The sequence below is a fragment of the Pseudomonas sp. B21-021 genome (assembly GCF_024749205.1).
GTDB classification, from domain to species: Bacteria; Pseudomonadota; Gammaproteobacteria; order Pseudomonadales; family Pseudomonadaceae; genus Aquipseudomonas; species Aquipseudomonas paraglycinae.
Genome location: NZ_CP087192.1, coordinates 1,014,346 through 1,037,697 on the forward strand (window position 1 = coordinate 1,014,346; position 23,352 = coordinate 1,037,697).

Sequence of the window (23,352 nt, forward strand, 5' to 3'; positions counted from 1 at the left end):
TGATCAGGGGTAAGTCGGTCAGTCCGAAAATGGTGGACGCTCCATCAGTCGTCGAGGGCCTGGATCCTGACCCGTGCGGTTCCACTGCGCAGCATACCGAGCTGTTCGGCCGCCGCACGTGAAACATCGATCAGGCGGCCACGGGTGTGCGGGCCGCGGTCGTTGATGCGGACCACGACGGATTCATCGTTTTTCAGGTTGGTGACCTTCACCCGCGTGCCGAACGGCAACTGGCGGTGGGCGGCGGTCAGGGAATTCTGGTTGAACGCTTCGCCGCTGGCGGTGCGTTTACCGTGGTGCTTGGCACCGTAATAGGAGGCGACGCCGGTCTGGTCGTAACCGTGCGGGTCGATGACATCGGTGCTGGCGCAACCGGCCAGCAAAGAGAGCAGGGCGCAGGCGCCGAGCAGACGTTTCATTCAAAAGCTCCCAAATAACAATGTGGGAGCGGGCTTGCTCGCGAAGGGGGACTCACATTCAACATATCTGCTGACTGTTACGCCGCTTTCGCGAGCAAGCCCGCTCCCACAGGGAATGGAGCCAGGCTTTGGATCTGGCTCCATTGTGGTCAGCCTTCGAGCTTGCTTTTCAGCAGTTCGTTCACTTGCTGCGGGTTGGCCTTGCCTTTGGAGGCTTTCATGGCCTGGCCGACGAAGAAGCCGAACATCTTGCCGCGCTTGGCTTCGTCTGCCGCGCGGTATTGCTCGACCTGCTCGGCGTTGGCCGCGAGCATTTCGTCCAGCACCGCCGAAATCGCACCGGTGTCGGTAACCTGCTTCAGGCCGCGCTTTTCGATGATCTCGTCTGCGCTGCCTTCGCCGTTGGCCATCGCTTCGAACACCACCTTGGCGATCTTGCCGGAGATGGTGTTGTCCTTGATGCGCTGCAGCATGCCGCCCAGTTGCTCGGCCGAAACCGGCGAATCCTCGATGTCCAGGTTCTGCTTGTTGAGCAGGCTGCCCAACTCGACCATCACCCAGTTCGCCGCCAGTTTGGCGTCGCCGCCGATGGCTGCGACTTTCTCGAAGTAATCCGCCTGCTCACGGCTGGTAGCCAGCACGTTGGCGTCGTAGGCCGACAGACCGAAAGCACTCTGGAAGCGCTCGCGTTTTTGCGGTGGTAGTTCCGGCAGGGTGGCGCGCACGTCATTAAGGAACGAGTCCTCGATGACCACCGGCAGCAGGTCCGGATCGGGGAAGTAACGGTAGTCGTTGGCTTCCTCTTTGCTGCGCATCGGACGGGTTTCGTCCTTGTTCGGATCGTACAGACGGGTCTGCTGGATCACTTTGCCGCCGTCTTCGATCAGGTCGATCTGACGCTGGATTTCGGAGTTGATCGCCTTCTCGATGAAACGGAACGAGTTGACGTTCTTGATCTCGCAGCGGGTGCCGAATTCAACCTGGCCTTTCGGACGGATCGACACGTTGCAGTCGCAACGCAGCGAGCCTTCGGCCATGTTGCCGTCGCAGATGCCCAGGTAACGTACCAGCGCGTGGATCGCCTTGACGTAAGCCACGGCTTCCTTGGCGCTGCGCATGTCAGGCTCGGAAACGATTTCCAGCAGCGGCGTGCCGGCACGGTTCAGGTCGATGCCGGTGGCACCGCTGAATTCCTCGTGCAGGCTCTTGCCGGCGTCTTCTTCCAGGTGCGCGCGGGTAATGCCGACGCGTTTGACCGTGCCGTCTTCCAGCGCGATGTCCAGGTGGCCCTTGCCGACGATCGGCAATTCCATCTGGCTGATCTGGTAGCCCTTCGGCAGATCCGGGTAGAAATAGTTTTTACGCGCGAACACGTTGTGCTGACCGATCTCGGCGTCAATCGCCAGACCGAACATCACCGCCATGCGCACCGCTTCCTGGTTCAGCACCGGCAACACGCCGGGCATGCCCAGGTCGATCAGGCTGGCCTGGGTGTTCGGCTCGGAGCCGAACGTGGTGGAACTACCGGAAAAGATTTTCGACCGGGTGGTGAGCTGGGTGTGAATCTCCAGCCCGATCACGACTTCCCATTGCATGTGTGTCTCCTCAGAAGCCGGTTGGGGTGCGGGTGTGCCAGTCAGTGTGTAACTGATACTGGTGGGCAACGTTCAACAGGCGACCTTCCTGGAAATACGGAGCGAGCAGTTGCACGCCAACCGGCAGACCATCGACAAAACCGGCTGGCATCGACAGGCCCGGCAGGCCCGCGAGGTTGGCGGTGATGGTGTAGACGTCTTCCAGGTAGGCAGCGACCGGGTCGCTGTTCTTGGCGCCGAGTTTCCAGGCCGGGTTTGGCGTGGTCGGGCCGAGGATGATGTCGACTTCATTAAAGGCAGCCATGAAGTCGTTCTTCACCAGGCGACGGATCTTCTGCGCTTTCAGGTAGTAGGCGTCGTAGTAACCGGCGGACAGTGCGTAGGCACCGACCATGATCCGGCGCTGCACTTCGGCACCAAAGCCTTCGCCACGGGAGCGCTTGTACAGGTCTTCCAGGTTCTTCGGATCTTCGCAGCGGTGGCCGAAGCGCACGCCGTCGAAACGCGACAGGTTGGAGGAGGCTTCTGCCGGGGCGATCACGTAGTACGCAGGAATCGCGTGCTGCATGTTCGGCAGGCTGATTTCCTTGATCACGGCACCGAGCTTCTGCAGCTCTTTGATGCTGTTCTGGATCAGGTCGGCGATGCGCGGGTCAAGACCGGCGCCGAAGTATTCCTTCGGCACGCCGATGCGCAGGCCTTGCAGCGAGCCATTCAGACCGGCGGCGTAGTCCGGCACCGGTTCATCGATGCTGGTGGAGTCGTTCGGATCGAAGCCGGCCATGCCTTGCAACAAAATCGCGCAGTCTTCGGCAGTGCGAGCCAGTGGGCCGCCCTGATCGAGGCTGGAGGCGTAAGCAATCATGCCCCAGCGCGACACGCGACCGTAGGTCGGTTTCAGGCCTGTGAGGTTGGTGAACGCGGCCGGCTGACGGATCGAACCACCGGTGTCGGTGGCCGTTGCGGCAGGCAACAGACGAGCGGCAACCGCTGCCGCCGAACCACCGGACGAACCGCCCGGTACGTGTTCCAGGTTCCACGGGTTTTTCACCGCGCCGTACCAGCTCGACTCGTTGGCCGAACCCATGGCGAATTCGTCCATGTTGGTCTTGCCCAGGGTCACGGTGCCGGCGGCGGCCAGCTTCGACACCACCGTGGCGTCGTACGGGGCCTTGAAATTGTCGAGCATCTTCGAGCCGCAGCTGGTGCGGATGCCCTGGGTGCAGAACAGGTCTTTGTGGGCGATCGGGGCACCGAGCAGCGCGCCGCTCTCACCATTGGCCCGGCGCACGTCGGCGGCTTTCGCCTGCTCGAGGGCCAGCTCTTCGGTGAGGCTGATGAAACTGTTGAGCTGCGGATCGAGCTGGGTAATGCGCGCCAGCAGGACTTTGGTCAGCTCTTCGGAAGAAAACTTTTTATCGGCGAGACCGCGGGCGATCTCGGCCAGAGTCAATTGATGCATTGCAGGCTCTTTCCCTTTAGTCGATGACTTTCGGAACCAGGTACAGGCCGTTTTCGACCGCTGGTGCGATGGACTGATAAGCCTCGCGGTTATTGCTTTCGGTCACGACGTCGGCGCGCAGGCGCTGACTGGCTTCCAGCGGGTGGGCCAGCGGCTCGATACCGTCGGTATTGACCGCCTGCATTTCGTCGACCAGCCCGAGAATGCTGTTGAGGGCCGAAGTGATGTGTGGAAGATCGGCGTCATTCAGGCCAAGGCTGGCCAGATGAGCGATTTTTTCCACGTCGGAGCGTTCTAGCGCCATCGGGTTTCTCCAGTGGAAAACAGGACGGACGGCGTCCGTGTGTTAGATTGTCGGAACACTACCGCACTTCTACGGTCATAAGGCCGCGATTGTGGGGCTTGGTGCACAGAAAAGCGGCCAATTTAACATATTGGCGCCTTGCCCAAAATCCCTGTCGTTGTTAGAGTTTGCCGCACTTTTTTACCCACGCGTTGCCTAGGGTCCCTTTCCCATGTTCAAGAAACTGCGTGGCATGTTTTCCAGCGATCTTTCCATTGACCTGGGCACTGCCAACACCCTTATTTACGTGCGCGAGCGCGGTATCGTCCTGAATGAGCCATCGGTTGTGGCCATTCGGACACACGGTAACCAGAAAAGTGTCGTCGCTGTCGGCACCGAGGCCAAGCGCATGCTTGGCCGTACGCCGGGCAACATTGCTGCCATTCGTCCGATGAAGGACGGCGTGATCGCCGACTTCAGCGTCTGCGAAAAGATGCTGCAATACTTTATTAACAAGGTTCACGAAAACAGCTTTCTGCAGCCCAGCCCTCGTGTGCTGATCTGCGTTCCATGCAAATCCACCCAGGTTGAGCGTCGTGCCATCCGTGAATCGGCCCTTGGTGCCGGTGCCCGTGAAGTGTTCCTGATCGAAGAGCCGATGGCCGCTGCGATCGGTGCCGGCCTGCCGGTTGAAGAAGCACGCGGCTCGATGGTCGTGGATATCGGTGGTGGTACTACCGAAATCGCGCTGATCTCCCTGAACGGTGTGGTCTATGCCGAATCCGTACGCGTTGGCGGCGACCGCTTCGACGAAGCGATCATCACCTACGTGCGCCGCAACTACGGCAGCCTGATCGGCGAATCCACCGCCGAGCGCATCAAGCAGGAAATCGGTACGGCCTACCCGGGCGGCGAAGTTCGCGAAGTCGACGTTCGCGGTCGCAACCTGGCCGAAGGCGTTCCACGCGCATTCACCCTGAACTCCAACGAAGTGCTGGAAGCTCTGCAAGAGTCCCTGGCAACCATCGTTCAGGCCGTGAAAAGCGCCTTGGAGCAATCGCCGCCGGAACTGGCTTCCGACATCGCCGAGCGTGGACTGGTGCTGACCGGTGGTGGCGCGCTGCTGCGTGACCTCGACAAGCTGCTGGCCCAGGAAACCGGTCTGCCGGTGATCGTTGCCGAAGATCCGCTGACCTGCGTCGCTCGCGGCGGTGGCCGTGCATTGGAAATGATGGACAAGCACACCATGGACCTGCTCTCCAGCGAATAATCGCCGGGTGCAATACGTGGGTGAGCGCACAGGCAGCACTTTGCAGTGCTGCCTGTTGGCGTTTATCTTCTGTCAGTCTTCATCCAGGCCGGTTTGATGCCGTATGAATAAACAGAACATTTGCCTGGGAGGAGCGGCTTATTAAACCGCTTTTCGCCAAGGGCCCCTCACTGGGCGTGCGCTTGTTGGTGCTGGCCGTACTGTCGGTCGCGCTGATGGTCGTTGACGCGCGCTTCAGCCTGCTTAAACCCGTACGCAGCCAGGCCTCGCTGGTGCTGATGGACGCCTACTGGATCACTGACCTGCCCGGACGGTTGTGGGAAGGTATCGCCAGCCAGTTCGGCAGTCGCACCGAGCTCGTCGCCGAAAATGAAAAACTCAAGTCGGAGAACCTGCTGTTGCAGGGTCGCATGCAGAAGCTTGCCGCCCTCACCGAGCAGAACGTCCGTCTGCGAGAGTTGCTCAATTCTTCCGCGCTGGTCAACGAGAAGGTCGAAGTGGCCGAGCTGATCGGCATGGACCCCAACCCCTTCACCCATCGCATCATCATCAATAAAGGTGAGCGTGATGGCGTGGTGCTCGGTCAGCCGGTGCTCGATGCTCGCGGCCTGATGGGGCAGGTGGTCGAACTGATGCCGTACACCTCTCGTGTGTTGCTGCTGACCGACTCTACCCACAGCATTCCTGTGCAGGTGAACCGTAACGGTCTGCGGGCGATTGCCAGCGGCACCGGTAACCCCGAGCGTCTGGAACTGCGCCACGTGGCGGACACCGCCGACGTCAAGGAAGGTGATCTGCTGGTCAGCTCCGGTCTCGGTCAGCGTTTCCCGGCCGGTTATCCGGTGGCGACGGTCAAGGAAGTGATCCACGATTCCGGCCAGCCATTCGCCATTGTTCGCGCCGTGCCGACCGCCGCACTGAACCGCAGCCGTTACCTGCTGCTGGTGTTCAGCGATAACCGCACCGCCGAAGAACGTGCCAATGATGCCGCGCAGGCTCAGGAAAACCTTGATGCCTTTGGTGGTGGTCCGGTGATTCCGTCCACGGTACCGAAAATCGTCACCCCGCCTGCCGCAGCAGCAACTCCAGCGACGGCGACGCCGCCGGCTGCGCCTGCCGCCAGCACCACGCCGGCCAAACCCGCTGCAAGCAAACCGCCTGCAGCCACACCAGCGGCCAGCAAGCCACCGGCGAATCAGCCGGCGGCTCGACCAGCGGTCAAACCGCCAGTCACTGCGCCGGCGACCACCGGGAGGCAAGAATAATGGTCGGGGCTACCGCAACGCGTAATGGCTGGATTGTATGGCTGACGTTTATCGTCGGCATTCTGCTCAGTGTGTCGCCATTGCCCATTTTCATGGAAATCCTGCGCCCGCTGTGGCTGGCCTTGCTCCTGACTTTCTGGGCGTTGTATCTGCCGCACACCGTCGGCATGGTCACGGCCTTCTGCCTGGGGCTGGCCGAAGACGTGCTGCAGGGCGATCTGCTCGGTCAGAATGCCTTGATTCTGACACTGATCACGTTCCTGGTGCTGTCGTTGCAGCAACGCCTGCGAATGTTCCCGATGTGGCAGCAGAGCCTGGTCGTCCTGGTGATCTTCGGCCTCGCCCAGCTCGTACAGCTTTGGCTCAGTGCCTTGACCGGCAACCGTCAGCCGACCCTCGCGTTGGTACTGCCGGCACTGGTCAGTGCCTTGCTCTGGCCATGGGTCAGCTTCGCTTTGCGTGGATTGCGCCGGCGCTACAAAATCAACTGATTCGGTCAGGCATTTGCCCAAACCAGTGCCTTGCCTCGCAAATGAAGTTCTTTTTGGGCGAGTGGCTGTTGTTGCCAGACAAGGCGCCGTGACGAGTCATAGCGTGCTATGGCGAGGAACGGCAACGCAGTATGGCAACACCAGACGCCGACCAAAGGGAACAGCATTTGTGAGGCAGGGCACCAAACAGGGAGATGTCTTGATGGAAAAGCTTTACCTCGCCTCAGGATCGCCGCGTCGGCGTGAGTTGCTCACGCAGATCGGCATCCCGTTTACCGCCATCAGCGCGGATATCGATGAAACCCCTCTCGCCAATGAATCCCCATCGGCCTACGTCGAGCGCCTGGCGCGCGGCAAGGCCGAGGCCGGGCGGCGCACCGTCGTTTGCGACGTAGCGTTTTGCGTACTGGGCGCCGACACCGCTGTGGTGCTGGACGGCAAAATTCTTGGCAAACCGGTGGACGAAGCCGACGCATGCGCCATGCTGATGATGTTGTCCGGCAAGGAGCATGAAGTGCTGACAGCAATTGCCGTGCTCGACGGCGAGCGCTGCGAGTCGCGGGTGGTGCGCAGTCTGGTGCGGTTCCGGTCGATCAGCCGTGAAGAAGCCGCCGCCTACTGGGCCAGCGGCGAACCCCGGGACAAGGCGGGTGGCTACGGCATTCAGGGGCTCGGCGCGGTGTTCGTCGCCGGCCTCAATGGCAGTTACTCGGCGGTCGTCGGCTTGCCGGTGTGCGAAAGCGCAGAACTGCTCGGCCATTTCGGCATACCCTGTTGGCAAACCCTGAACGCGCAATAAGCGTCGAACGGACAAGATGCGGCCATTATCGTGAACATGCCTGAACGAGACCCTGCCATGAGTGAAGAGATTCTGATCAACATCACGCCGATGGAATCGCGCGTGGCGGTGGTCGAAAACGGTGTGCTGCAAGAAGTGCACGTCGAGCGTACGCAAAAACGCGGGATCGTCGGCAACATCTATAAAGGCAAGGTGGTGCGAGTCCTGCCGGGCATGCAGGCGGCATTCGTCGACATCGGTCTGGATCGCGCAGCCTTCATTCATGCTTCGGAAATCTCCCTGCGCGAAGGCCCGGCGGTAGAAAGCATCAGCGCTCTGGTGCACGAAGGCCAGAGCCTGGTGGTGCAGGTCACCAAGGATCCGATCGGTTCCAAAGGTGCGCGGCTGACCACGCAACTGTCGATCCCGTCGCGCTATCTGGTGTACATGCCACGCACCGCCCACGTCGGTATTTCCCTGAAGATCGAAGACGAAGCCGAGCGCGAACGCCTCAAGCAGGTGGTCAGCGATTGCGTGGCCAAAGAAGGCATCAAGGAGGCTGGCGGCTTCATTTTGCGTACCGCCGCCGAAGGTGCCGGGGCCGATGAGATCCTGATGGACATCCGCTACCTGCGCCGCCTGTGGGATCAGATCAACGAACAGATCAAAACCATCGGTGCACCGAGCGTGATCTACGAAGACTTAGGCCTGGCGCTGCGCACCCTGCGCGATCTGGTCAGCCCGAAGATCGAGAAAATCCGTATCGACTCCCGGGAAACCTTCCAGAAAACCACGCAGTTCGTCGCCGAACTGATGCCGGAAATCGCCGACCGTCTGGAACACTACCCGGGTGAGCGACCGATTTTTGACCTGTACGGCGTCGAAGACGAAATCCAGAAAGCCCTGGAGCGCAAGGTGCCGCTGAAGTCCGGCGGCTATCTGGTGATCGATCCAGCGGAAGCCATGACCACCATCGATGTGAACACCGGGGCGTTCGTCGGTCATCGCAACCTCGAAGAAACCATCTTCAAGACCAACCTCGAAGCCGCGACCGCAATTGCCCGGCAGATGCGCCTGCGCAATCTGGGCGGGATCATCATCATCGACTTCATCGACATGGAAGACGAAGAGCACCAGCGTCAGGTGCTGCGTACCCTGGAGAAACAGCTGGAGCGCGATCACGCCAAGACCAACATCATCGGCATTACCGAGTTGGGCCTGGTGCAGATGACGCGCAAGCGCACCCGCGAAAGCCTCGAGCAGGTGCTGTGCGAACCGTGCAGCAGTTGTCAGGGCCGGGGCAAGCTGAAAACCCCGGAAACCATTTGCTACGAGATTTTCCGCGAGATCCTGCGTGAAGCCCGGGCCTATCAGGCCGAGGGTTATCGGGTGCTGGCGAACCAGAAAGTGGTGGATCGCCTGCTCGATGAAGAGTCCGGTAACGTGGCCGAACTTGAAGGTTTCATCGGGCGCACCATACGCTTCCAGGTAGAAACCATGTATTCCCAGGAACAATATGACGTGGTGCTGCTCTGAACCCCTGCGTCACCCTTTTCCTGAAACGGCTGGCCTCAGCTTTTTGCAGTATTTTTGCCATGGGAGCCAACTGACATGGAACGTCTGACACGCATTTTGGCCGCACTGACCCGCTGGGGTCTGGGCCTGTGCGCGTTGGTTCTGGTATTGATGGCGTTGTACGTCAGTCTCGGCCGGGAACTCACGCCACTGGTGGCCGAATACCGCACCGATATCGAAGACAAGGCCAGTGCCGCCTTGGGCATGCCGCTGCAGATCGGCGAGCTGGAAGGCAACTGGAGTGGATTCGCGCCGATCCTGCTGGCCCATGACGTGATGGTCGGCAGCGGCGCCAATGCCTTGCGCCTGGATCGGGTGCGTGCGGTGCCGGATCTGTGGGCCAGCCTGATTGCCCGCGAAGTGCGCATCGCCCACCTTGAACTCAACGGTCTGAAGATCAGCCTCAAGGAAGGCGAAGACGGAAAGTGGGCGCTGGAAGGCTTGCCGGTGCAGCAGGATCAGCCCATGGATCCCGAGCAACTGTTCAACCGCATGCAAATGATTCAGCAACTGTCGGTGCTCGACAGTCAGGTGACCTTGCAACCGCGGGAACAGGCACCGCTAACCCTCACGTATGTCGGCCTCAATCTCAAGACCGGCACCAGCCGTCAGCGCCTCGATGCACGACTGACACTGCCTGACGGCCAGCCCGTGGCGCTGAGCCTGCGCACGCGGATTCGTCCGAGTCAGTGGCAGGGCAGCGAAGTGGAAGGTTACGTCAGCCTGCCGCAGAGCGACTGGTCGAAATGGCTGCCCGAGCGCGTGACCCAGCAATGGAATTTCTCCGAGATCAAGGCCGGTGGCGAGCTGTGGGTCAACTGGCGCGAGGGGGCGTTGCAGAGTGCTGCGATTCGTCTCAACGCGCCGCAACTGACCGGTGCCTACGCCGAACGCAAGCCGATCCAGATCAACAATCTGGCGCTCAATGGCTACTTCCAGCGCGGTCCCGAGGGGGCCACTGTCACGCTTGATTCGCTGGCGATGAATTTCGGCGAAACCCGTTGGGAATCGCATGTGCAGATCAAACAGACTGCCGCCACCGACAAGAACGAAGAACTCTGGCATCTGCAGGCCGATCGGCTCGACCTGACGCCAATCACCCCTTTGCTCAATGCCCTCGGCCCGTTACCCCAAGGCTTCGCGACCGTGGTCGAGCGCCTGAAAGTGACCGGCGGGCTGCGTAACGTGCTGCTGGATTTCCGGCCGAACGCCACCGATGACAGCAAATTTGGCTTCGCCGCCAACCTTGACCAGGTCGGTTTCTACGCCTATCACGGCGCGCCGGCCGCGCGGAATGTCAGCGGCAGTCTCAGCGGCAACCTCGGCGGCGGCGAGCTGCGTATGGACAGCAAGGATTTCGTCCTGCACCTCGATCCGATTTTCGCCAAGCCGTGGCAATACATTCAGGCCAACGCGCGGTTGACCTGGAAGCTCGATAAAGAAGGTTTCACCCTGATCGCACCGTACCTGAAGGTGCTCGGCGAGGAAGGCAAGATTGCCGGCGACTTTCTGATCCGCCTGCATTTCGATCACAGCCAGGAAGACTACATGGACCTGCGGGTCGGCCTGGTGGACGGCGACGGTCGTTACACCGCCAAGTACCTGCCGGAAGTCCTGAGCCCGGCCCTCGACGAATGGCTGCGCACGGCGATTCTCAAGGGCGCGGTGGATCAAGGCTTCTTCCAGTATCAGGGCTCGCTGAACAAGAACGCCGGGGAAGCAGATCGCAGCATCAGTCTGTTCTTCAAGGTGCACGACGCCGAGCTGGCGTTCCAGCCGGGCTGGCCGCACGTGAGCAAGGTCAGCGGTGACGTGTTCATCGAAGACAGCGGCGTGCGGATTCTCGCCAGCAAGGGTCAGTTGCTCGACACGCAGGTCAGCGATGTCTTCGTCAATATTCCCCATGTGCCGAGCGGCGAGCACAGCCATATGTTCCTCGACGGCAGTTTTGCCGGCGGGCTGGGCGATGGCTTGAAGATTCTTCAGGAGGCGCCGATCGGTACCGCCGACACCTTCGCCGGCTGGGAAGGCGAGGGTGATCTGCAAGGCAAGCTCAAACTCGATGTGCCGTTGGCCAAGGGCGATCAGCCGAAAATCCTCGTCGACTTCAAAACTGCCAATGCGCGATTGAAGCTGGCGGAGCCGAAGCTCGAACTGAGCCAGCTCAAGGGCGATTTCCGCTTCGACAGCGCCAAGGGCCTGAGCGGGCAGAACATCAGTGCCCGGGCCTTCGACAAACCGGTCACTGCGCAGATCTTCGCCGACGGCGGCCCCGGCAAGCTCAAGACAAGAGTGGCAGCGTCGGGGCAGGTCGAAGTCAAGAAGCTCACCGACTGGCTGGGCGTGACCCAGCCGTTGCCGGTGTCCGGAACCATCCCTTATCAGCTGCAAGTGAATCTGGACGGCGCCGACAGCCAGTTGATGGTCAGCTCAAGCCTGAAGGGCGTGGCGGTGGATCTGCCGGCGCCGTTCGGCATGGCGGCCGATGTCGGGCGTGACACGGTGTTCCGCATGACCTTGCAGGGACAGGAGCGGCGTTACTGGGTCAATTACGATCAACTGGCCAACTTCACCTTCGCTGCGCCACCGGGCAATTTTGCCGATGGCCGGGGCGAGTTGTTCCTCGGCGCTGGCGAAGCCGTATTGCCGGGTAACAAAGGCCTGCGGATACGCGGCGTGTTGTCCGAGCTGGACGTCAAACCCTGGCAGGATCTGCTGGACAAGTATGCTGGTCAGGACCCGGGCGGCAACGCCAAGCAGTTGCTCAGCAGCGCGGACTTCAAGATCGGCAAGCTCACGGCCTTCGGCACCACGCTGGATCAGGCGGCAGTGCAGGTCAATCGCAAGCCCGGCGCCTGGGCTCTGGCCCTCGACAGTCAGCAGGCCAAAGGCACGGCCGGCATTCCCGACGCCAAGGGCGCGCCGATTGCGGTGAACCTGCAATACGTGCGGTTGCCGGCACCGGACCCGACGGTGCAGGCCGACGAGAACGCGCCGGATCCGCTGGCCTCGGTCGATCCGAGCAAAATTCCGGCGCTGGATATCACGATCAATCAATTGTTCCAGGGCCAGGATCTGGTCGGCGGCTGGTCGCTCAAGGTTCGGCCGACCGCCAAGGGCATCGCCCTGAACAACCTCGATCTGGGCCTCAAGGGCATCCTCCTGCAGGGCAGCGGCGGCTGGGAAGGCACACCCGGTGCCACGACCAGTTGGTACAAGGGGCGGATCGGCGGCAAGAACCTCGCCGATGTGCTCAAGGGCTGGGGTTTTGCACCGAGCGTCACCAGCGAAGAATTCCACATGGATGTCGACGGCCGCTGGCCGGGCTCGCCGGCGTGGCTGGCGACCAAGCGCTTCTCCGGCACCCTCGATGCGTCCCTCAACAAAGGCCAATTTGTTGAAGTGGAGGGCGGCGCTCAGGCATTGCGCGTGTTTGGTCTGCTCAACTTCAACTCGATTGGCCGGCGTTTGCGCCTCGACTTCTCCGACCTGTTCGGCAAGGGCCTCAGCTATGACCGGGTCAAGGGATTGCTGGAGGCGACCAACGGCGTTTATGTGACGAAAGAACCGATCAAGTTGACCGGTCCTTCGAGCAACCTGGAACTGGACGGCACGCTGGATCTGGTGGGCGACAAGGTGGATGCCAAATTGCTGGTGACTTTGCCGGTGACCAACAACCTGCCAATTGCCGCGCTGATTGTCGGCGCGCCGGCAGTCGGCGGTGCATTGTTCCTGATCGACAAGCTGATCGGCGATCGCGTGGCGCGGTTCGCCAGCGTCAAATACACCGTCAAAGGCCCATGGAAAGAGCCGAAAATCACCTTCGACAAGCCTTTTTGAACAGCCAGCCCCTGAACCGATGGAGTAGCATGGCCGCATACCTCTTGCGGAGTGCGCCATGTCTTTAGCGGTGATTCAAATGGTCAGCCAGAGCGATGTGCTGGCCAATCTGCGCGATGCCCGACGTTTGCTCGAACAAGCAGCCAGCGCCGGTGCGAAGCTGGCCGTGCTGCCGGAAAACTTCGCCGCCATGGGCCGTCGCGACATCGCCGATATCGGCCGCGCCGAAGCGCTCGGCGAAGGCCCGATCCTGCCGTGGTTGAAACAGACCGCCCGCGACCTCAGGTTATGGATTGTGGCCGGCACCTTGCCGTTACCGCCGGTGGGGCAGCCCGAGGCGAAGTCCCATGCCTGCTCGTTGCTGGTGAACGATCAGGGCGAAATCGTTGCACGCTATGACAAGTTGCACCTGTTCGATGTCGACGTAGCAGACAATCGCGGCCGTTACCGCGAATCCGATGACTATGCTTATGGCAGCGGCGTGGTGGTCGCAGACACGCCTGTGGGGCGATTGGGCCTGACAGTGTGTTACGACCTGCGCTTCCCGGAGCTGTACAGCGAATTGCGCGCAGCCGGGGCTGAACTGATTACCGCACCGTCGGCCTTCACCGCAGTGACGGGGGCGGCGCACTGGGATGTACTGATCCGCGCGCGGGCCATTGAAACCCAGTGTTACGTGCTGGCGGCAGCCCAGGGCGGGACGCATCCAGGGCCGCGTGAAACCTTTGGCCACGGGGCGATTGTCGACCCGTGGGGCCGCGTGCTGGCGCAGCAGGAACAAGGCGAAGCCGTGTTGCTGGCCGAACGCGACAGCAATGAACAAGCGTCCATTCGGGCGCGAATGCCGGTGACGGGTCATCGGCGGTTTTTTTCGCAGGGCGCACAGCGACCTGCTTCAGAACACGAATTTAAGGCGTAAAACCTATGAGCGAGTTGTTGTCCTCAGTCAGTGATCACCTGTTGGCGCCCGGCGGCGTGACGATCGAGAGCCTGCAGGGCGTACTCGGTGATCTGGCGGGTCCAGGCATCGATGCGGCCGACCTGTATTTCCAGGGGCAGATTTCCGAGTCCTGGTCGCTGGAAGACGGCATCGTCAAGGAAGGCAGTTTCAACCTCGACCAGGGTGTCGGCGTGCGTGCGCAGTCCGGTGAGAAAACCGGTTTCGCCTACAGCAACGCGATCACCCTCGAAGCCCTCGGCGCAGCGGCCCGTGCGGCCCGTTCGATTTCCCGCGCCGGGCAGAACGGCACGGTACAGGCGTTCAGCACCCAGGACGTCGCCCAGTTGTACGCGCCGGATAATCCGCTGGAAGTCCTGAGCCGCGCTGAAAAAGTCGAACTGCTCAAGCGCATCGACGTAGCGACCCGCGCCCTCGATCCGCGTATCCAGCAGGTCAGCGTAAGCATGGCCGGGGTCTGGGAACGGATTCTGGTGGCCTCGACCGACGGCGGCCTGGCTGCCGATGTGCGTCCGCTGGTGCGCTTCAACGTCAGCGTAATCGTCGAGCAGAACGGCCGTCGCGAGCGTGGTGGCCATGGCGGCGGCGGGCGTACCGACTACCGTTATTTCCTCGCTGAAGACCGCGCCATGGGTTATGCCCGTGAAGCGCTGCGTCAGGCGCTGGTGAATCTGGAAGCGATTCCGGCACCGGCCGGCACCTTGCCGGTTGTTCTGGGTTCGGGCTGGTCCGGCGTGCTGCTGCACGAAGCGGTCGGCCACGGTCTGGAAGGCGATTTCAACCGCAAGGGCAGTTCCGCCTACAGCGGTCGCATGGGCGAAATGGTTGCATCCAAGCTTTGCACTATCGTCGATGACGGCACCCTGAGCGGTCGTCGCGGTTCCCTGAGCGTCGACGACGAAGGCACCCCGACCGAGTGCACTACGCTGATCGAAAACGGCGTGCTCAAGGGTTACATGCAGGACAAGCTCAATGCGCGGCTGATGGGCGTGGCCCGCACAGGCAACGGTCGTCGCGAATCCTACGCACACTTGCCGATGCCTCGGATGACCAACACTTACATGCTCGGCGGCCAGAGCGATCCGGCGGAAATCATCGCCTCGGTGAAAAAGGGCATCTACTGCGCCAACCTCGGCGGCGGTCAGGTCGACATCACCAGCGGCAAGTTCGTGTTCTCCACCAGCGAGGCTTATCTGATCGAAGACGGCAAGATCACTGCGCCGGTCAAAGGCGCAACGTTGATCGGCAACGGTCCGGAAGCGATGAGCCGGGTGTCGATGGTCGGTAACGACCTGGCGCTGGACAGCGGTGTGGGGACTTGCGGCAAGGACGGGCAGTCGGTGCCGGTGGGTGTCGGTCAGCCGACCCTGAAAATCGATGCGATCACCGTGGGTGGCACGGGCGCGTAAGAAGGGATGGAGCTTCGGGTGGCGCGCGGTGCGGCCACCCGGTGGCGAATATCAACGCAGACCGCGTTGAGTCTCGTCCAGCTCACGGATGTACTTGAAGATCTTGCGGCTTGAGGCAGGAGGTTTGTTTTGCGCAACCTCGTGCTGGGCCTGACGGATCAGGGAACGCAGTTGCTGGCGGTCGGCGTCCGGGTAATCGACGACGAATTTCTCCAGCACGGCATCGTCACCGGCGATCAGGCGGTCACGCCAGCGTTCGAGGTTGTGGAAACGCTCGTTGTACTGACGGGTAGAGGCATCGAGTTGATCGAGCAAGGTGAGAATCGCGTCAGTGTCCTGATCGCGCATCAGTTTGCCGATGAACTGCAAATGCCGTTTACGCGCGATGTTCGCGGTGTGCTTGGGCGCATCGGCCAGGGCCCGGCGCAAAGCGTCGGTCAATGGCAGTTTTGCCTGCAAGTCGGGCTTGAGCGTTGTAAGGCGCTCGCCAAGGTCAACCAGAGCATGTAGCTCGCGTTTGACCTGGGATTTGCTTTTTTCTCCCGTATCGAGGGAGTCGTCGTAAGAATCAACCATGGTGGCAGTCCGCAAAGAAACGCCGCCATGATAACCAGTCGGGGGCCGCTTGTCCGGCCCGGTCGCTCGAAGGCCCCAGCCGAAAGCAGAATTTGAGTGGAGATGAGCATGAGTGCAGTTGAAAGCGTCGGCCCACAGGCATTGCCGGCACTGCAGGAACAGGTCGAGCAGATCATCGCCGAAGCCAAGCGTCAGGGTGCCAGTGCCTGCGAAGTAGCGGTGTCGCTGGAGCAGGGCCTGTCGACGTCGGTGCGTCAACGTGAAGTCGAAACGGTCGAGTTCAACCGCGATCAAGGTTTTGGCATCACGTTGTACGTCGGCCAGCGCAAGGGTTCGGCCAGTACGTCCGCCACCGGGCCGGATGCGATTCGCGAAACCGTCGCTGCGGCGCTGGCGATTGCCAAGCACACCTCCGAAGACGAAGCCTCGGGGTTGGCCGATGCCGCGCTGATGGCCCGGGATATTCAGGATTTCGACCTGTTCCACCAATGGGACATCACTCCGGAACAGGCCATCGAGAAGGCACTCCTCTGCGAAGCCGCCGCGTTCGACGCCGATGCGCGCATCAAGAATGCCGATGGCACCACGTTGAGCACCCATCAGGGCTGCCGCGTGTACGGCAACAGCCACGGTTTCATCGGTGGTTACGCTTCGACCCGACACAGCCTGAGCTGCGTGATGATTGCAGAAGCCGATGGCCAGATGCAGCGCGATTACTGGTATGACGTGAACCGTCAGGGCAGCTTGCTGGCGGATCCGGTGAGCATTGGTCAGCGTGCGGCACAGCGGGCGGCGAGCCGTCTGGGTGCGCGTCCGGTGCCGACCTGCGAAGTGCCGGTTTTGTTTTCGGCGGAACTGGCGGGTGGGTTGTTCGGTAGTTTCCTGTCGGCGATTTCCGGCGGCAGTCTCTATCGCAAATCGTCGTTCCTCGAAGGCACCCTGGGGCAGAAGCTGTTCCCGGAATGGCTGACCATCGACGAGCGTCCGCACCTGATGCGTGCCATGGGCAGTGCTTCCTACGATGGTGACGGCTTGGCGACCTATGCCAAACCGTTCGTCGAGAAAGGCGAGTTGGTCTCTTACATCCTTGGCACTTATTCCGGTCGCAAACTCGGCATGCCGAGCACCGCTAACGCGGGCGGCGTGCATAACCTGTTCGTCACCCATGGCGATGAAGACCAGGCTGCCTTGCTGCGGCGTATGGGGCGTGGCCTGTTGGTCACCGAGTTGATGGGCCATGGCCTGAACATGGTGACCGGTGATTACTCGCGCGGTGCGGCGGGTTTCTGGGTCGAGAACGGTGAAATCCAGTTCGCGGTGCAGGAAGTGACCATCGCCGGCAACATGCGTGACATGTTCAAGCAGATCGTCGCGGTGGGTAACGATCTGGAGCTTCGCAGCAACATTCGCACCGGTTCGGTGTTGATCGAGAAGATGACGGTCGCGGGCAGCTAAGCCGCAGGCAGTTACAAAAAAGGCGCGCCACCCGATTGGGTGGCGCGCCTTTTTTTGTGTTCGCAAATTTTTCGGGTTGGTGAAGGCAGCAAAAAAGCCGCTCTTGTTTTGGTTCTCATTATCATCTAATAATAAATCTCATTATCGGATGAGCCCAGGATCATGAGTTCTGCCTTGCACGAGCAGCCGTATCTCGAAAGCTGGCGCTGGATGAGTCGCCAGATCCGTTGCGCGATGGATCCCGACGAACCGCGCCTGATCGAACACTACCTGGCCGAAGGTCGATACCTGGCCTGCTGCACGGCGACCTCGCCCTGGACGGTCGCCGAAACCTCTTTCCGTCTGCTGCTCGACACGGCCACCGACATCGCGTTGCCGTGGCACTGGCGCAGCCTCTGCCTCGATCAGGCCTGGCGCCCGCTGCGTGAAATGGAGCGCCTGTCGTTGTGCAAATGCCGGCTCAAACGCTGGCAAAGCTACACCTGGCAGCTCGCCACCTGCGAGTTGCAACCCTCGATTCCTCTCATTGAATTAGTCCAAGGATTTACCGATGACCAAGACACGTATTGAGCGCGACAGCATGGGCGAACTGCAGGTGCCGGTGGACGCTCTCTACGGCGCGCAGACCCAGCGCGCAGTGGATAACTTCCCGATCAGCGGCAAACCGATGCCGACCCAGTTCATCCGCGCCCTGATTCTGGCGAAAGCGGCCGCCGCCCGCGCCAACGTCGAACTCAACCAGCTCAGCGCCGCGCAAGGCAAAGCCATCAGCGATGCCGCCCAAGGTCTGCTGGAAGGCGACTTCATGCAGCATTTTCCGGTGGATATATTCCAGACCGGCTCCGGCACCAGCTCCAACATGAACGCCAACGAAGTGATCGCCACCCTGGCCAGCCGTCTGCTCGAAGAGCCGGTGAACGCCAACGACCATGTCAACTGCGGGCAGAGCAGCAACGACATCATTCCGACCACCATCCACGTCAGCGCCGCGCTGGCCTTGCATGAACAACTGCTGCCAGCGCTGCTGCATCTGGTGCAAGTGATCGAACGCAAGTCCGAGCAAGTCCATCACCACGTCAAGACCGGCCGCACCCACTTGATGGACGCCATGCCGGTGCGCATGAGCCAGGTGCTCAACGGTTGGGCGCAGCAGCTCAAGGCCAATATCGGTCACCTGCAGGATTTGCTGCCAAGCCTGCAATCCCTGGCCCAGGGCGGCACGGCGGTCGGCACCGGGATCAATGCGCATCCGGAATTCGCTGCGCGTTTCAGCCGCCAATTGAGCCAGTTGACCAACGTCCAGTTCACACCGGGCAAGGATCTGTTCGCCCTGATCGGCTCACAAGACACTGCTGTAGCCGTGTCGGGGCAGCTCAAGGCCACTGCCGTTTCGCTGATGAAAATCGCCAACGACCTGCGCTGGATGAACTCCGGCCCGCTTGCCGGTCTCGGTGAAATCGAACTGGAAGGCCTGCAACCGGGCTCGTCGATCATGCCGGGCAAGGTCAATCCGGTGATTCCGGAAGCCACCGCCATGGTCGCCGCGCAAGTGATCGGCAATGACTCGGTGATCACCATCGCCGGGCAGTCGGGCAATTTCGAACTGAACGTAATGCTGCCGATCATCGCCCAGAACCTGTTGAGCAGCATCGAGTTGCTGGCCAACTCCAGCCGTCTTCTGGGTGACAAGGCGATTGCCAGCTTCAAGGTCAACGAGTCGCGCCTCAAGGAAGCGCTGTCGCGCAACCCGATTCTGGTCACTGCGCTCAACCCGATCATCGGTTACCAGAAAGCCGCCGAAATCGCCAAGCAGGCCTACAAACAGGGTCGCCCGGTGATCGACGTTGCGCTGGAACACACCGACCTGTCGCGCAGCCAGCTGGAAGAGTTGCTCAATCCCGAGAAGCTCACCGCCGGCGGCGTGTAAGCACCGCAACCGCTTTGGAGGTTCACCATGGAGCACTGGAAACGCACGATCGAACGGGCCAATCGCTGCTTCATGCTGGGCGAGCTGATCGATGCCCGCGAGGCCTACCTGCAAGCATTGGCCCTGGCACAGGTGTTGTTCGAGCGCTGGGCCGATGCCGACGAAGCGGTGGCGGCCTGCGTCATCTCCCACCACAACCTGGCGGATCTGCATCTGCGCCTGAATCAGCCGGAGGAGAGCGCCGAATACCTCTGCGCGATCCACCAGCGCCTGTTGCAGACCATGCAGGACGAGCGCCTGCGCCCGGCGCTGCGTGAAGCAGCCCTTCGCCAGAGCAGCAAAACCTACGTCGAGCTGCTCAATTTCATCAGCGAACACGGCGAATACCCGCGCACCCAGCGTTTGCTGCACCCGGATACCGGCAATGCGCGCCGCGCGCCTGCCCCACATCACCATGGAGTCCATTGAAATGGCTTTTACCCTGCCAGCCTTGCCTTACGCCTATGACGCACTGGAGCCGCACATTGATGCGCAAACCATGGAGATCCACTACACCAAGCATCACCAGACCTACATCAATAACCTGAACGCTGCGGTCGAGGGCACCGAGTTCGCGGAATGGCCGGTGGAGAAACTGGTTGCCAGTGTCCAGCAACTGCCGGAAAAACTCCGCGCGGCGGTGATCAATCAGGGCGGCGGTCACGCCAACCATTCGCTGTTCTGGGAAGTGATGGTGCCCGGCGGTGGCGGTAAGCCGGACGGCGCGCTGGCCAAGGCGATCGATGAGCAACTGGGTGGCCTCGACAGCTTCAAAGAGGCCTTCACCAAAGCCGCACTGACCCGCTTCGGCAGTGGCTGGGCCTGGCTCAGCGTCACCCCGGAAAAGAAACTGGTGGTGGAAAGCAGCGGTAACCAGGATAGCCCACTGATGAACGGCAACACGCCGATTCTCGGCCTCGACGTGTGGGAGCACGCCTACTATCTGCGCTATCAGAACCGTCGGCCGGAATACATCAGCGCGTTCTACAACGTGATCAACTGGCCAGAAGTCGCTGCGCGCTATCAGGCCGCGCTGGTTTAAGTCTCCTATAAAAACAATCCAAGGCTGACTATGGGCACTGAAACACTGGCGATCGGAAGTGGGCGTATGTTTCGTTACGCAATTGGATCGCTGCTGCTGTTGGCGGGCATGACCTTGCTGGTCGCCCACGGACTGGAATGGCTGAATCTGGAACCGAGGCTGTCGCGAGCGTTACAGGGCGGCGCGATCTGCGCCCTCGGCACCGCCCTCGGCGCGGTTCCGGTGCTGGTGATCCGCAACATGCCCCAGGCGCTGGGCGATACGCTGCTGGGTTTTGGCGCCGGCGTGATGCTGGCGGCAACCGCGTTTTCGCTGATCGTGCCGGGAATCGCCGCCGCCGAAAGTCTGGGTCTGAGCCCGTGGGGCGCCAGCGGCCTGATCTGTTTCGGCATCATGCTCGGGGCGTTCGGCCTGTATCTGGTTGATCGCCGGGTGTCGGGTGCCTCGCCGGAAATGCTCATCGGCACTGTCGAGCATCCGGTGATTCCGCCACGGATCTGGTTGTTCGTGTTCGCCATCATTGCCCATAACATCCCGGAAGGCATGGCGGTCGGCGTCTCGGCGGGTGGTGGGATGCCGGACGCAGACAGTCTGGCGATGGGCATTGCCTTGCAGGATGTGCCGGAAGGGCTGGTGATTGCACTGGTACTGGCCGGTGCCGGGATGTCGCGGGTCAAGGCGTTTTTGATTGGTGCCGCGTCAGGTCTGGTCGAGCCGGTGTTCGCGCTGCTATGCGCTTGGCTGGTCAGTCTTGCCGAGTTGTTGCTGCCTTTGGGATTGGCGTTGGCGGCAGGCGCTATGCTGCTGGTGGTGACTCACGAGGTCATTCCGGAGTCGCGACGCAATGGTCACGAGAAGCTGGCAAGCCTGGGATTGCTGATCGGCTTCTGTCTGATGATGGTGATGGATACCGCGTTGGGATGAACCGGGAGGAGGGAGCATGCTCCCTCGCTTCAAGCGTTTTCAACCACCTTCGTCGAAGTAGTTGTTGATCAGGGTCACCAGCGCGTCCATGGCTTCCTGTTCCTGGTGGCCATCGGTACTCAGGTGGATCTTGGTGCCCTTGCCGGCTGCGAGCATCATCATCGCCATGATGCTTTTACCGTCAACCGTGGTTTCCGGGGTGCGGCCCACTCTGATCGTGCAATCGGGAAACTGGCCCGCCACTCCGACGAATTTTGCCGATGCGCGGGCATGCAGGCCCAGCTTGTTGATGATTTCGATTTCACGAGCAGGCATCGCGGTGTGAATCCTTTAGCTGAGGTCGCGGTGGCGAACCTGGACGTTCTTCAGGGTCTTCTGCAGCGCCTGGCCAAGACGTTCGGTCAGGTAAACGGAACGGTGATGCCCGCCGGTGCAGCCGATGGCAATGGTGACGTAAGCGCGGTTGCTCGCCGCAAAGCGTGGCAACCATTTGTACAGATACGCGTAAATGTCCTGGTACATCTCCTCGACCTCCGGCTGCGCCGCCAGATATTCGGCGACCGGCTGATCGAGACCGGATTGCGCGCGCAGCTCCGGTTTCCAGTACGGGTTCGGCAGGCAGCGTACATCGAACACCAGATCCGCATCCACCGGCATGCCGCGTTTGAAACCGAACGACTCCACCAGAAACGCCGTGCCCGGCTCCGGCTGGTTCAACAGGCGCAGTTTGATGGTGTCGCGCAGCTGATAGAGATTGAGGTTGGTGGTGTTGATTTTCAGGTCGGCAAGATCGGCAATGGGGCCGAGCAGGGCGCTTTCATCCTGAATGGCCTCTGCCAGCGAACGATTGGCGTTGCTCAGTGGGTGGCGGCGACGAGTTTCAGAGAAACGCTTGAGCAGCGTTTCTTCGTCGGCATCCAGGTACAGGACATCGCATTGAATATGCTTGGCACGTGCGTCCTCAAGCAATTCCGGAAATCGGGTCAGATGGCTCGGCAGATTGCGTGCATCGATCGAGACCGCCACCAGTGGCTGCGCCAGCTCGGTGTGAATCAGGGCGCGTTCGGCCAGCTCCGGCAGTAGACCGGCCGGCAGGTTATCGATGCAGTAGTAACCGTTGTCCTCAAGGACATCCAGGGCGGTACTTTTACCCGAGCCGGAACGGCCACTGACAATGATCAAGCGCATGGTTACGGCCTGTTCTGTTCTTCCAGTACAACCTGGTACAACGCTTCGTTGCTTGGCGCGCTACGCAGTCTGTCGCGCACGTCCTTGCGGTCGAGCATGCTGGCGATCTGGCGTAACAGTTCCAGGTGCGCATCGGTGGCGGCTTCCGGCACCAGCAGGACGAACAGCAGGTCCACAGGCGCACCGTCGATAGCGTCGAAATCGATAGGAGCATCAAGGTGCATCAGCGCACTGATCGGCGCTTCACAGCCCTTGAGGCGGCAGTGAGGAATGGCGATGCCGTTGCCAAAACCGGTGGAACCCAGTTTTTCACGGGCAATCAATGCCTCGAAGACATCTTGCATCTCCAGATCCGGGACTTCCCGGGCGATCAGGTTGGCAATTTGTTCGAGGGCTTTCTTTTTACTGCCGCCCGGCACGTTCACCAGGGAACGGCCGGGGGTCAGGATACTTTCAAGTCGGATCATGGGGGTGGGGGTTATCGACCGGTAGCGCCCTGAAGCAGGCTCTGGGTCTTTTCCTTATGCTTTTTGAGTTGTTTATCAAGCTTGTCGGTCAGCGCGTCGATCGCAGCGTACATATCGGTATGTTCCGCGTTTGCGACGACCTCGTTGCCGGGAATATGCAGCGTGGCTTCGATTTTCTGCTTCAGCTTTTCGACGCACATCGTGACTTGCACGTTGGTGATCTTGTCGAAATGTCCCTCAAGCCTCTTGAGCTTTTGCTCAACGTACTCACGGAGAGGTTGGGTAACTTCCAGTTGGTGTCCACTGATGTTGACTTGCATACAGCTTCTCCTTCGTTGCCAGTGCATAAAGCGGCAGGCCGAAGAGCCTGCCACTGGAACGCTGTAACG

23 protein-coding genes are annotated in these 23,352 nt (G+C 61.0%); 14 read left to right on the forward strand and 9 right to left on the reverse strand.

Features of this window, described 5'->3' with window-relative positions; all coding sequences use genetic code 11:
- Positions 1-44: 44 nt before the first annotated feature.
- From LOY31_RS04320 to gatC, 4 genes are all read right to left on the reverse strand, one after another.
- Positions 45-419, reverse strand: a complete 375-nt coding sequence (locus LOY31_RS04320) for a septal ring lytic transglycosylase RlpA family protein (RefSeq protein WP_201819026.1) — start codon at positions 417-419, stop codon at positions 45-47.
- 149 nt (positions 420-568) lie between these two features.
- The gene (gatB, locus tag LOY31_RS04325; RefSeq protein ID WP_102686864.1) at positions 569-2,014 is read right to left on the reverse strand and encodes an Asp-tRNA(Asn)/Glu-tRNA(Gln) amidotransferase subunit GatB; all 1,446 of its coding nucleotides are present in this window, start codon (positions 2,012-2,014) and stop codon (positions 569-571) included.
- Positions 2,015-2,024: 10 nt separating this feature from the next.
- Positions 2,025-3,476 (reverse strand): Asp-tRNA(Asn)/Glu-tRNA(Gln) amidotransferase subunit GatA, encoded by a 1,452-nt coding sequence (gene gatA, locus LOY31_RS04330; protein ID WP_221533394.1) that lies wholly within the window; start codon positions 3,474-3,476, stop codon positions 2,025-2,027.
- Between the two features lie 16 nt (positions 3,477-3,492).
- Complete coding sequence (gene gatC / locus LOY31_RS04335) at positions 3,493-3,780, reverse strand: Asp-tRNA(Asn)/Glu-tRNA(Gln) amidotransferase subunit GatC (RefSeq protein ID WP_007953612.1); 288 nt, start codon at positions 3,778-3,780, stop codon at positions 3,493-3,495.
- A 211-nt stretch (positions 3,781-3,991) separates the two neighbouring features.
- Between gatC and mreB the strand changes: the two genes are divergently transcribed.
- The 8 genes from mreB (at position 3,992) to tldD (ending at position 15,345) form a co-directional block, all read left to right on the forward strand.
- Positions 3,992-5,029 (forward strand): rod shape-determining protein MreB, encoded by a 1,038-nt coding sequence (gene mreB / locus LOY31_RS04340; RefSeq protein ID WP_002555108.1) that lies wholly within the window; start codon positions 3,992-3,994, stop codon positions 5,027-5,029.
- Positions 5,030-5,169: 140 nt separating this feature from the next.
- A complete protein-coding gene (mreC, locus tag LOY31_RS04345) occupies positions 5,170-6,294 on the forward strand; it encodes a rod shape-determining protein MreC (RefSeq protein ID WP_258713587.1) in 1,125 nt (374 codons plus the stop codon).
- Positions 6,294-6,785 carry a rod shape-determining protein MreD gene (gene mreD / locus LOY31_RS04350; protein WP_258712913.1) on the forward strand — a complete coding sequence of 164 codons (492 nt, stop codon included), beginning with the start codon at positions 6,294-6,296 and terminating at the stop codon, positions 6,783-6,785. The genes mreC and mreD overlap by 1 nt, the downstream gene beginning before the upstream one ends.
- Positions 6,786-6,987: 202 nt before the next feature.
- A complete protein-coding gene (locus LOY31_RS04355) occupies positions 6,988-7,584 on the forward strand; it encodes a nucleoside triphosphate pyrophosphatase (RefSeq protein ID WP_085608074.1) in 597 nt (198 codons plus the stop codon).
- 57 nt (positions 7,585-7,641) lie between these two features.
- Positions 7,642-9,099 (forward strand): ribonuclease G, encoded by a 1,458-nt coding sequence (gene rng / locus LOY31_RS04360; protein ID WP_007953605.1) that lies wholly within the window; start codon positions 7,642-7,644, stop codon positions 9,097-9,099.
- A gap of 75 nt (positions 9,100-9,174) precedes the next feature.
- Positions 9,175-12,978 (forward strand): YhdP family protein, encoded by a 3,804-nt coding sequence (locus LOY31_RS04365; protein WP_258712914.1) that lies wholly within the window; start codon positions 9,175-9,177, stop codon positions 12,976-12,978.
- A 58-nt stretch (positions 12,979-13,036) separates the two neighbouring features.
- On the forward strand, positions 13,037-13,897 hold the full coding sequence (locus LOY31_RS04370; RefSeq protein WP_007953603.1) for a carbon-nitrogen hydrolase family protein: 861 nt from the start codon (positions 13,037-13,039) through the stop codon (positions 13,895-13,897).
- A gap of 5 nt (positions 13,898-13,902) precedes the next feature.
- Entirely contained in the window at positions 13,903-15,345 is a 1,443-nt protein-coding gene (gene tldD / locus LOY31_RS04375) for a metalloprotease TldD (RefSeq protein ID WP_007953601.1), read from the forward strand.
- Between the two features lie 51 nt (positions 15,346-15,396).
- Here the strand turns inward: tldD and yjgA are convergent, their stop codons facing one another.
- Complete coding sequence (gene yjgA, locus LOY31_RS04380) at positions 15,397-15,921, reverse strand: ribosome biogenesis factor YjgA (RefSeq protein ID WP_007953598.1); 525 nt, start codon at positions 15,919-15,921, stop codon at positions 15,397-15,399.
- A gap of 108 nt (positions 15,922-16,029) precedes the next feature.
- On the opposite strand from yjgA, the gene pmbA reads away from it, so the two are divergent.
- The 6 genes from pmbA (at position 16,030) to LOY31_RS04410 (ending at position 21,308) form a co-directional block, all read left to right on the forward strand.
- Entirely contained in the window at positions 16,030-17,376 is a 1,347-nt protein-coding gene (gene pmbA, locus LOY31_RS04385) for a metalloprotease PmbA (protein ID WP_039769277.1), read from the forward strand.
- A 162-nt stretch (positions 17,377-17,538) separates the two neighbouring features.
- Positions 17,539-17,946 carry a FagA protein gene (locus tag LOY31_RS04390; RefSeq protein ID WP_085608076.1) on the forward strand — a complete coding sequence of 136 codons (408 nt, stop codon included), beginning with the start codon at positions 17,539-17,541 and terminating at the stop codon, positions 17,944-17,946.
- Complete coding sequence (locus tag LOY31_RS04395; protein ID WP_007953592.1) at positions 17,927-19,303, forward strand: lyase family protein; 1,377 nt, start codon at positions 17,927-17,929, stop codon at positions 19,301-19,303. Before LOY31_RS04390 ends, LOY31_RS04395 begins: the two co-directional genes overlap by 20 nt.
- Before the next feature lie 27 nt (positions 19,304-19,330).
- Positions 19,331-19,771, forward strand: coding sequence for a hypothetical protein (locus tag LOY31_RS04400; protein ID WP_007953590.1), 441 nt, complete (start codon positions 19,331-19,333; stop codon positions 19,769-19,771).
- Position 19,772: 1 nt separating this feature from the next.
- Entirely contained in the window at positions 19,773-20,384 is a 612-nt protein-coding gene (locus LOY31_RS04405; protein ID WP_045121714.1) for a superoxide dismutase, read from the forward strand.
- A 30-nt stretch (positions 20,385-20,414) separates the two neighbouring features.
- On the forward strand, positions 20,415-21,308 hold the full coding sequence (locus LOY31_RS04410) for a ZIP family metal transporter (protein ID WP_085608078.1): 894 nt from the start codon (positions 20,415-20,417) through the stop codon (positions 21,306-21,308).
- A 39-nt stretch (positions 21,309-21,347) separates the two neighbouring features.
- Here LOY31_RS04410 and LOY31_RS04415 read toward each other — a convergent pair whose 3' ends face one another.
- Genes LOY31_RS04415 through hpf form a run of 4 tightly spaced genes read right to left on the reverse strand, consistent with a single transcriptional unit; the run spans position 21,348 to position 23,283 of the window.
- Positions 21,348-21,623 carry an HPr family phosphocarrier protein gene (locus tag LOY31_RS04415; protein WP_007953585.1) on the reverse strand — a complete coding sequence of 92 codons (276 nt, stop codon included), beginning with the start codon at positions 21,621-21,623 and terminating at the stop codon, positions 21,348-21,350.
- A gap of 15 nt (positions 21,624-21,638) precedes the next feature.
- On the reverse strand, positions 21,639-22,496 hold the full coding sequence (gene rapZ, locus LOY31_RS04420; RefSeq protein WP_221533396.1) for an RNase adapter RapZ: 858 nt from the start codon (positions 22,494-22,496) through the stop codon (positions 21,639-21,641).
- Between the two features lie 2 nt (positions 22,497-22,498).
- Positions 22,499-22,963, reverse strand: coding sequence for a PTS IIA-like nitrogen regulatory protein PtsN (gene ptsN, locus LOY31_RS04425; RefSeq protein WP_007953580.1), 465 nt, complete (start codon positions 22,961-22,963; stop codon positions 22,499-22,501).
- 11 nt (positions 22,964-22,974) lie between these two features.
- Complete coding sequence (hpf, locus tag LOY31_RS04430; protein WP_007953578.1) at positions 22,975-23,283, reverse strand: ribosome hibernation-promoting factor, HPF/YfiA family; 309 nt, start codon at positions 23,281-23,283, stop codon at positions 22,975-22,977.
- Positions 23,284-23,352 lie beyond the last annotated feature (69 nt).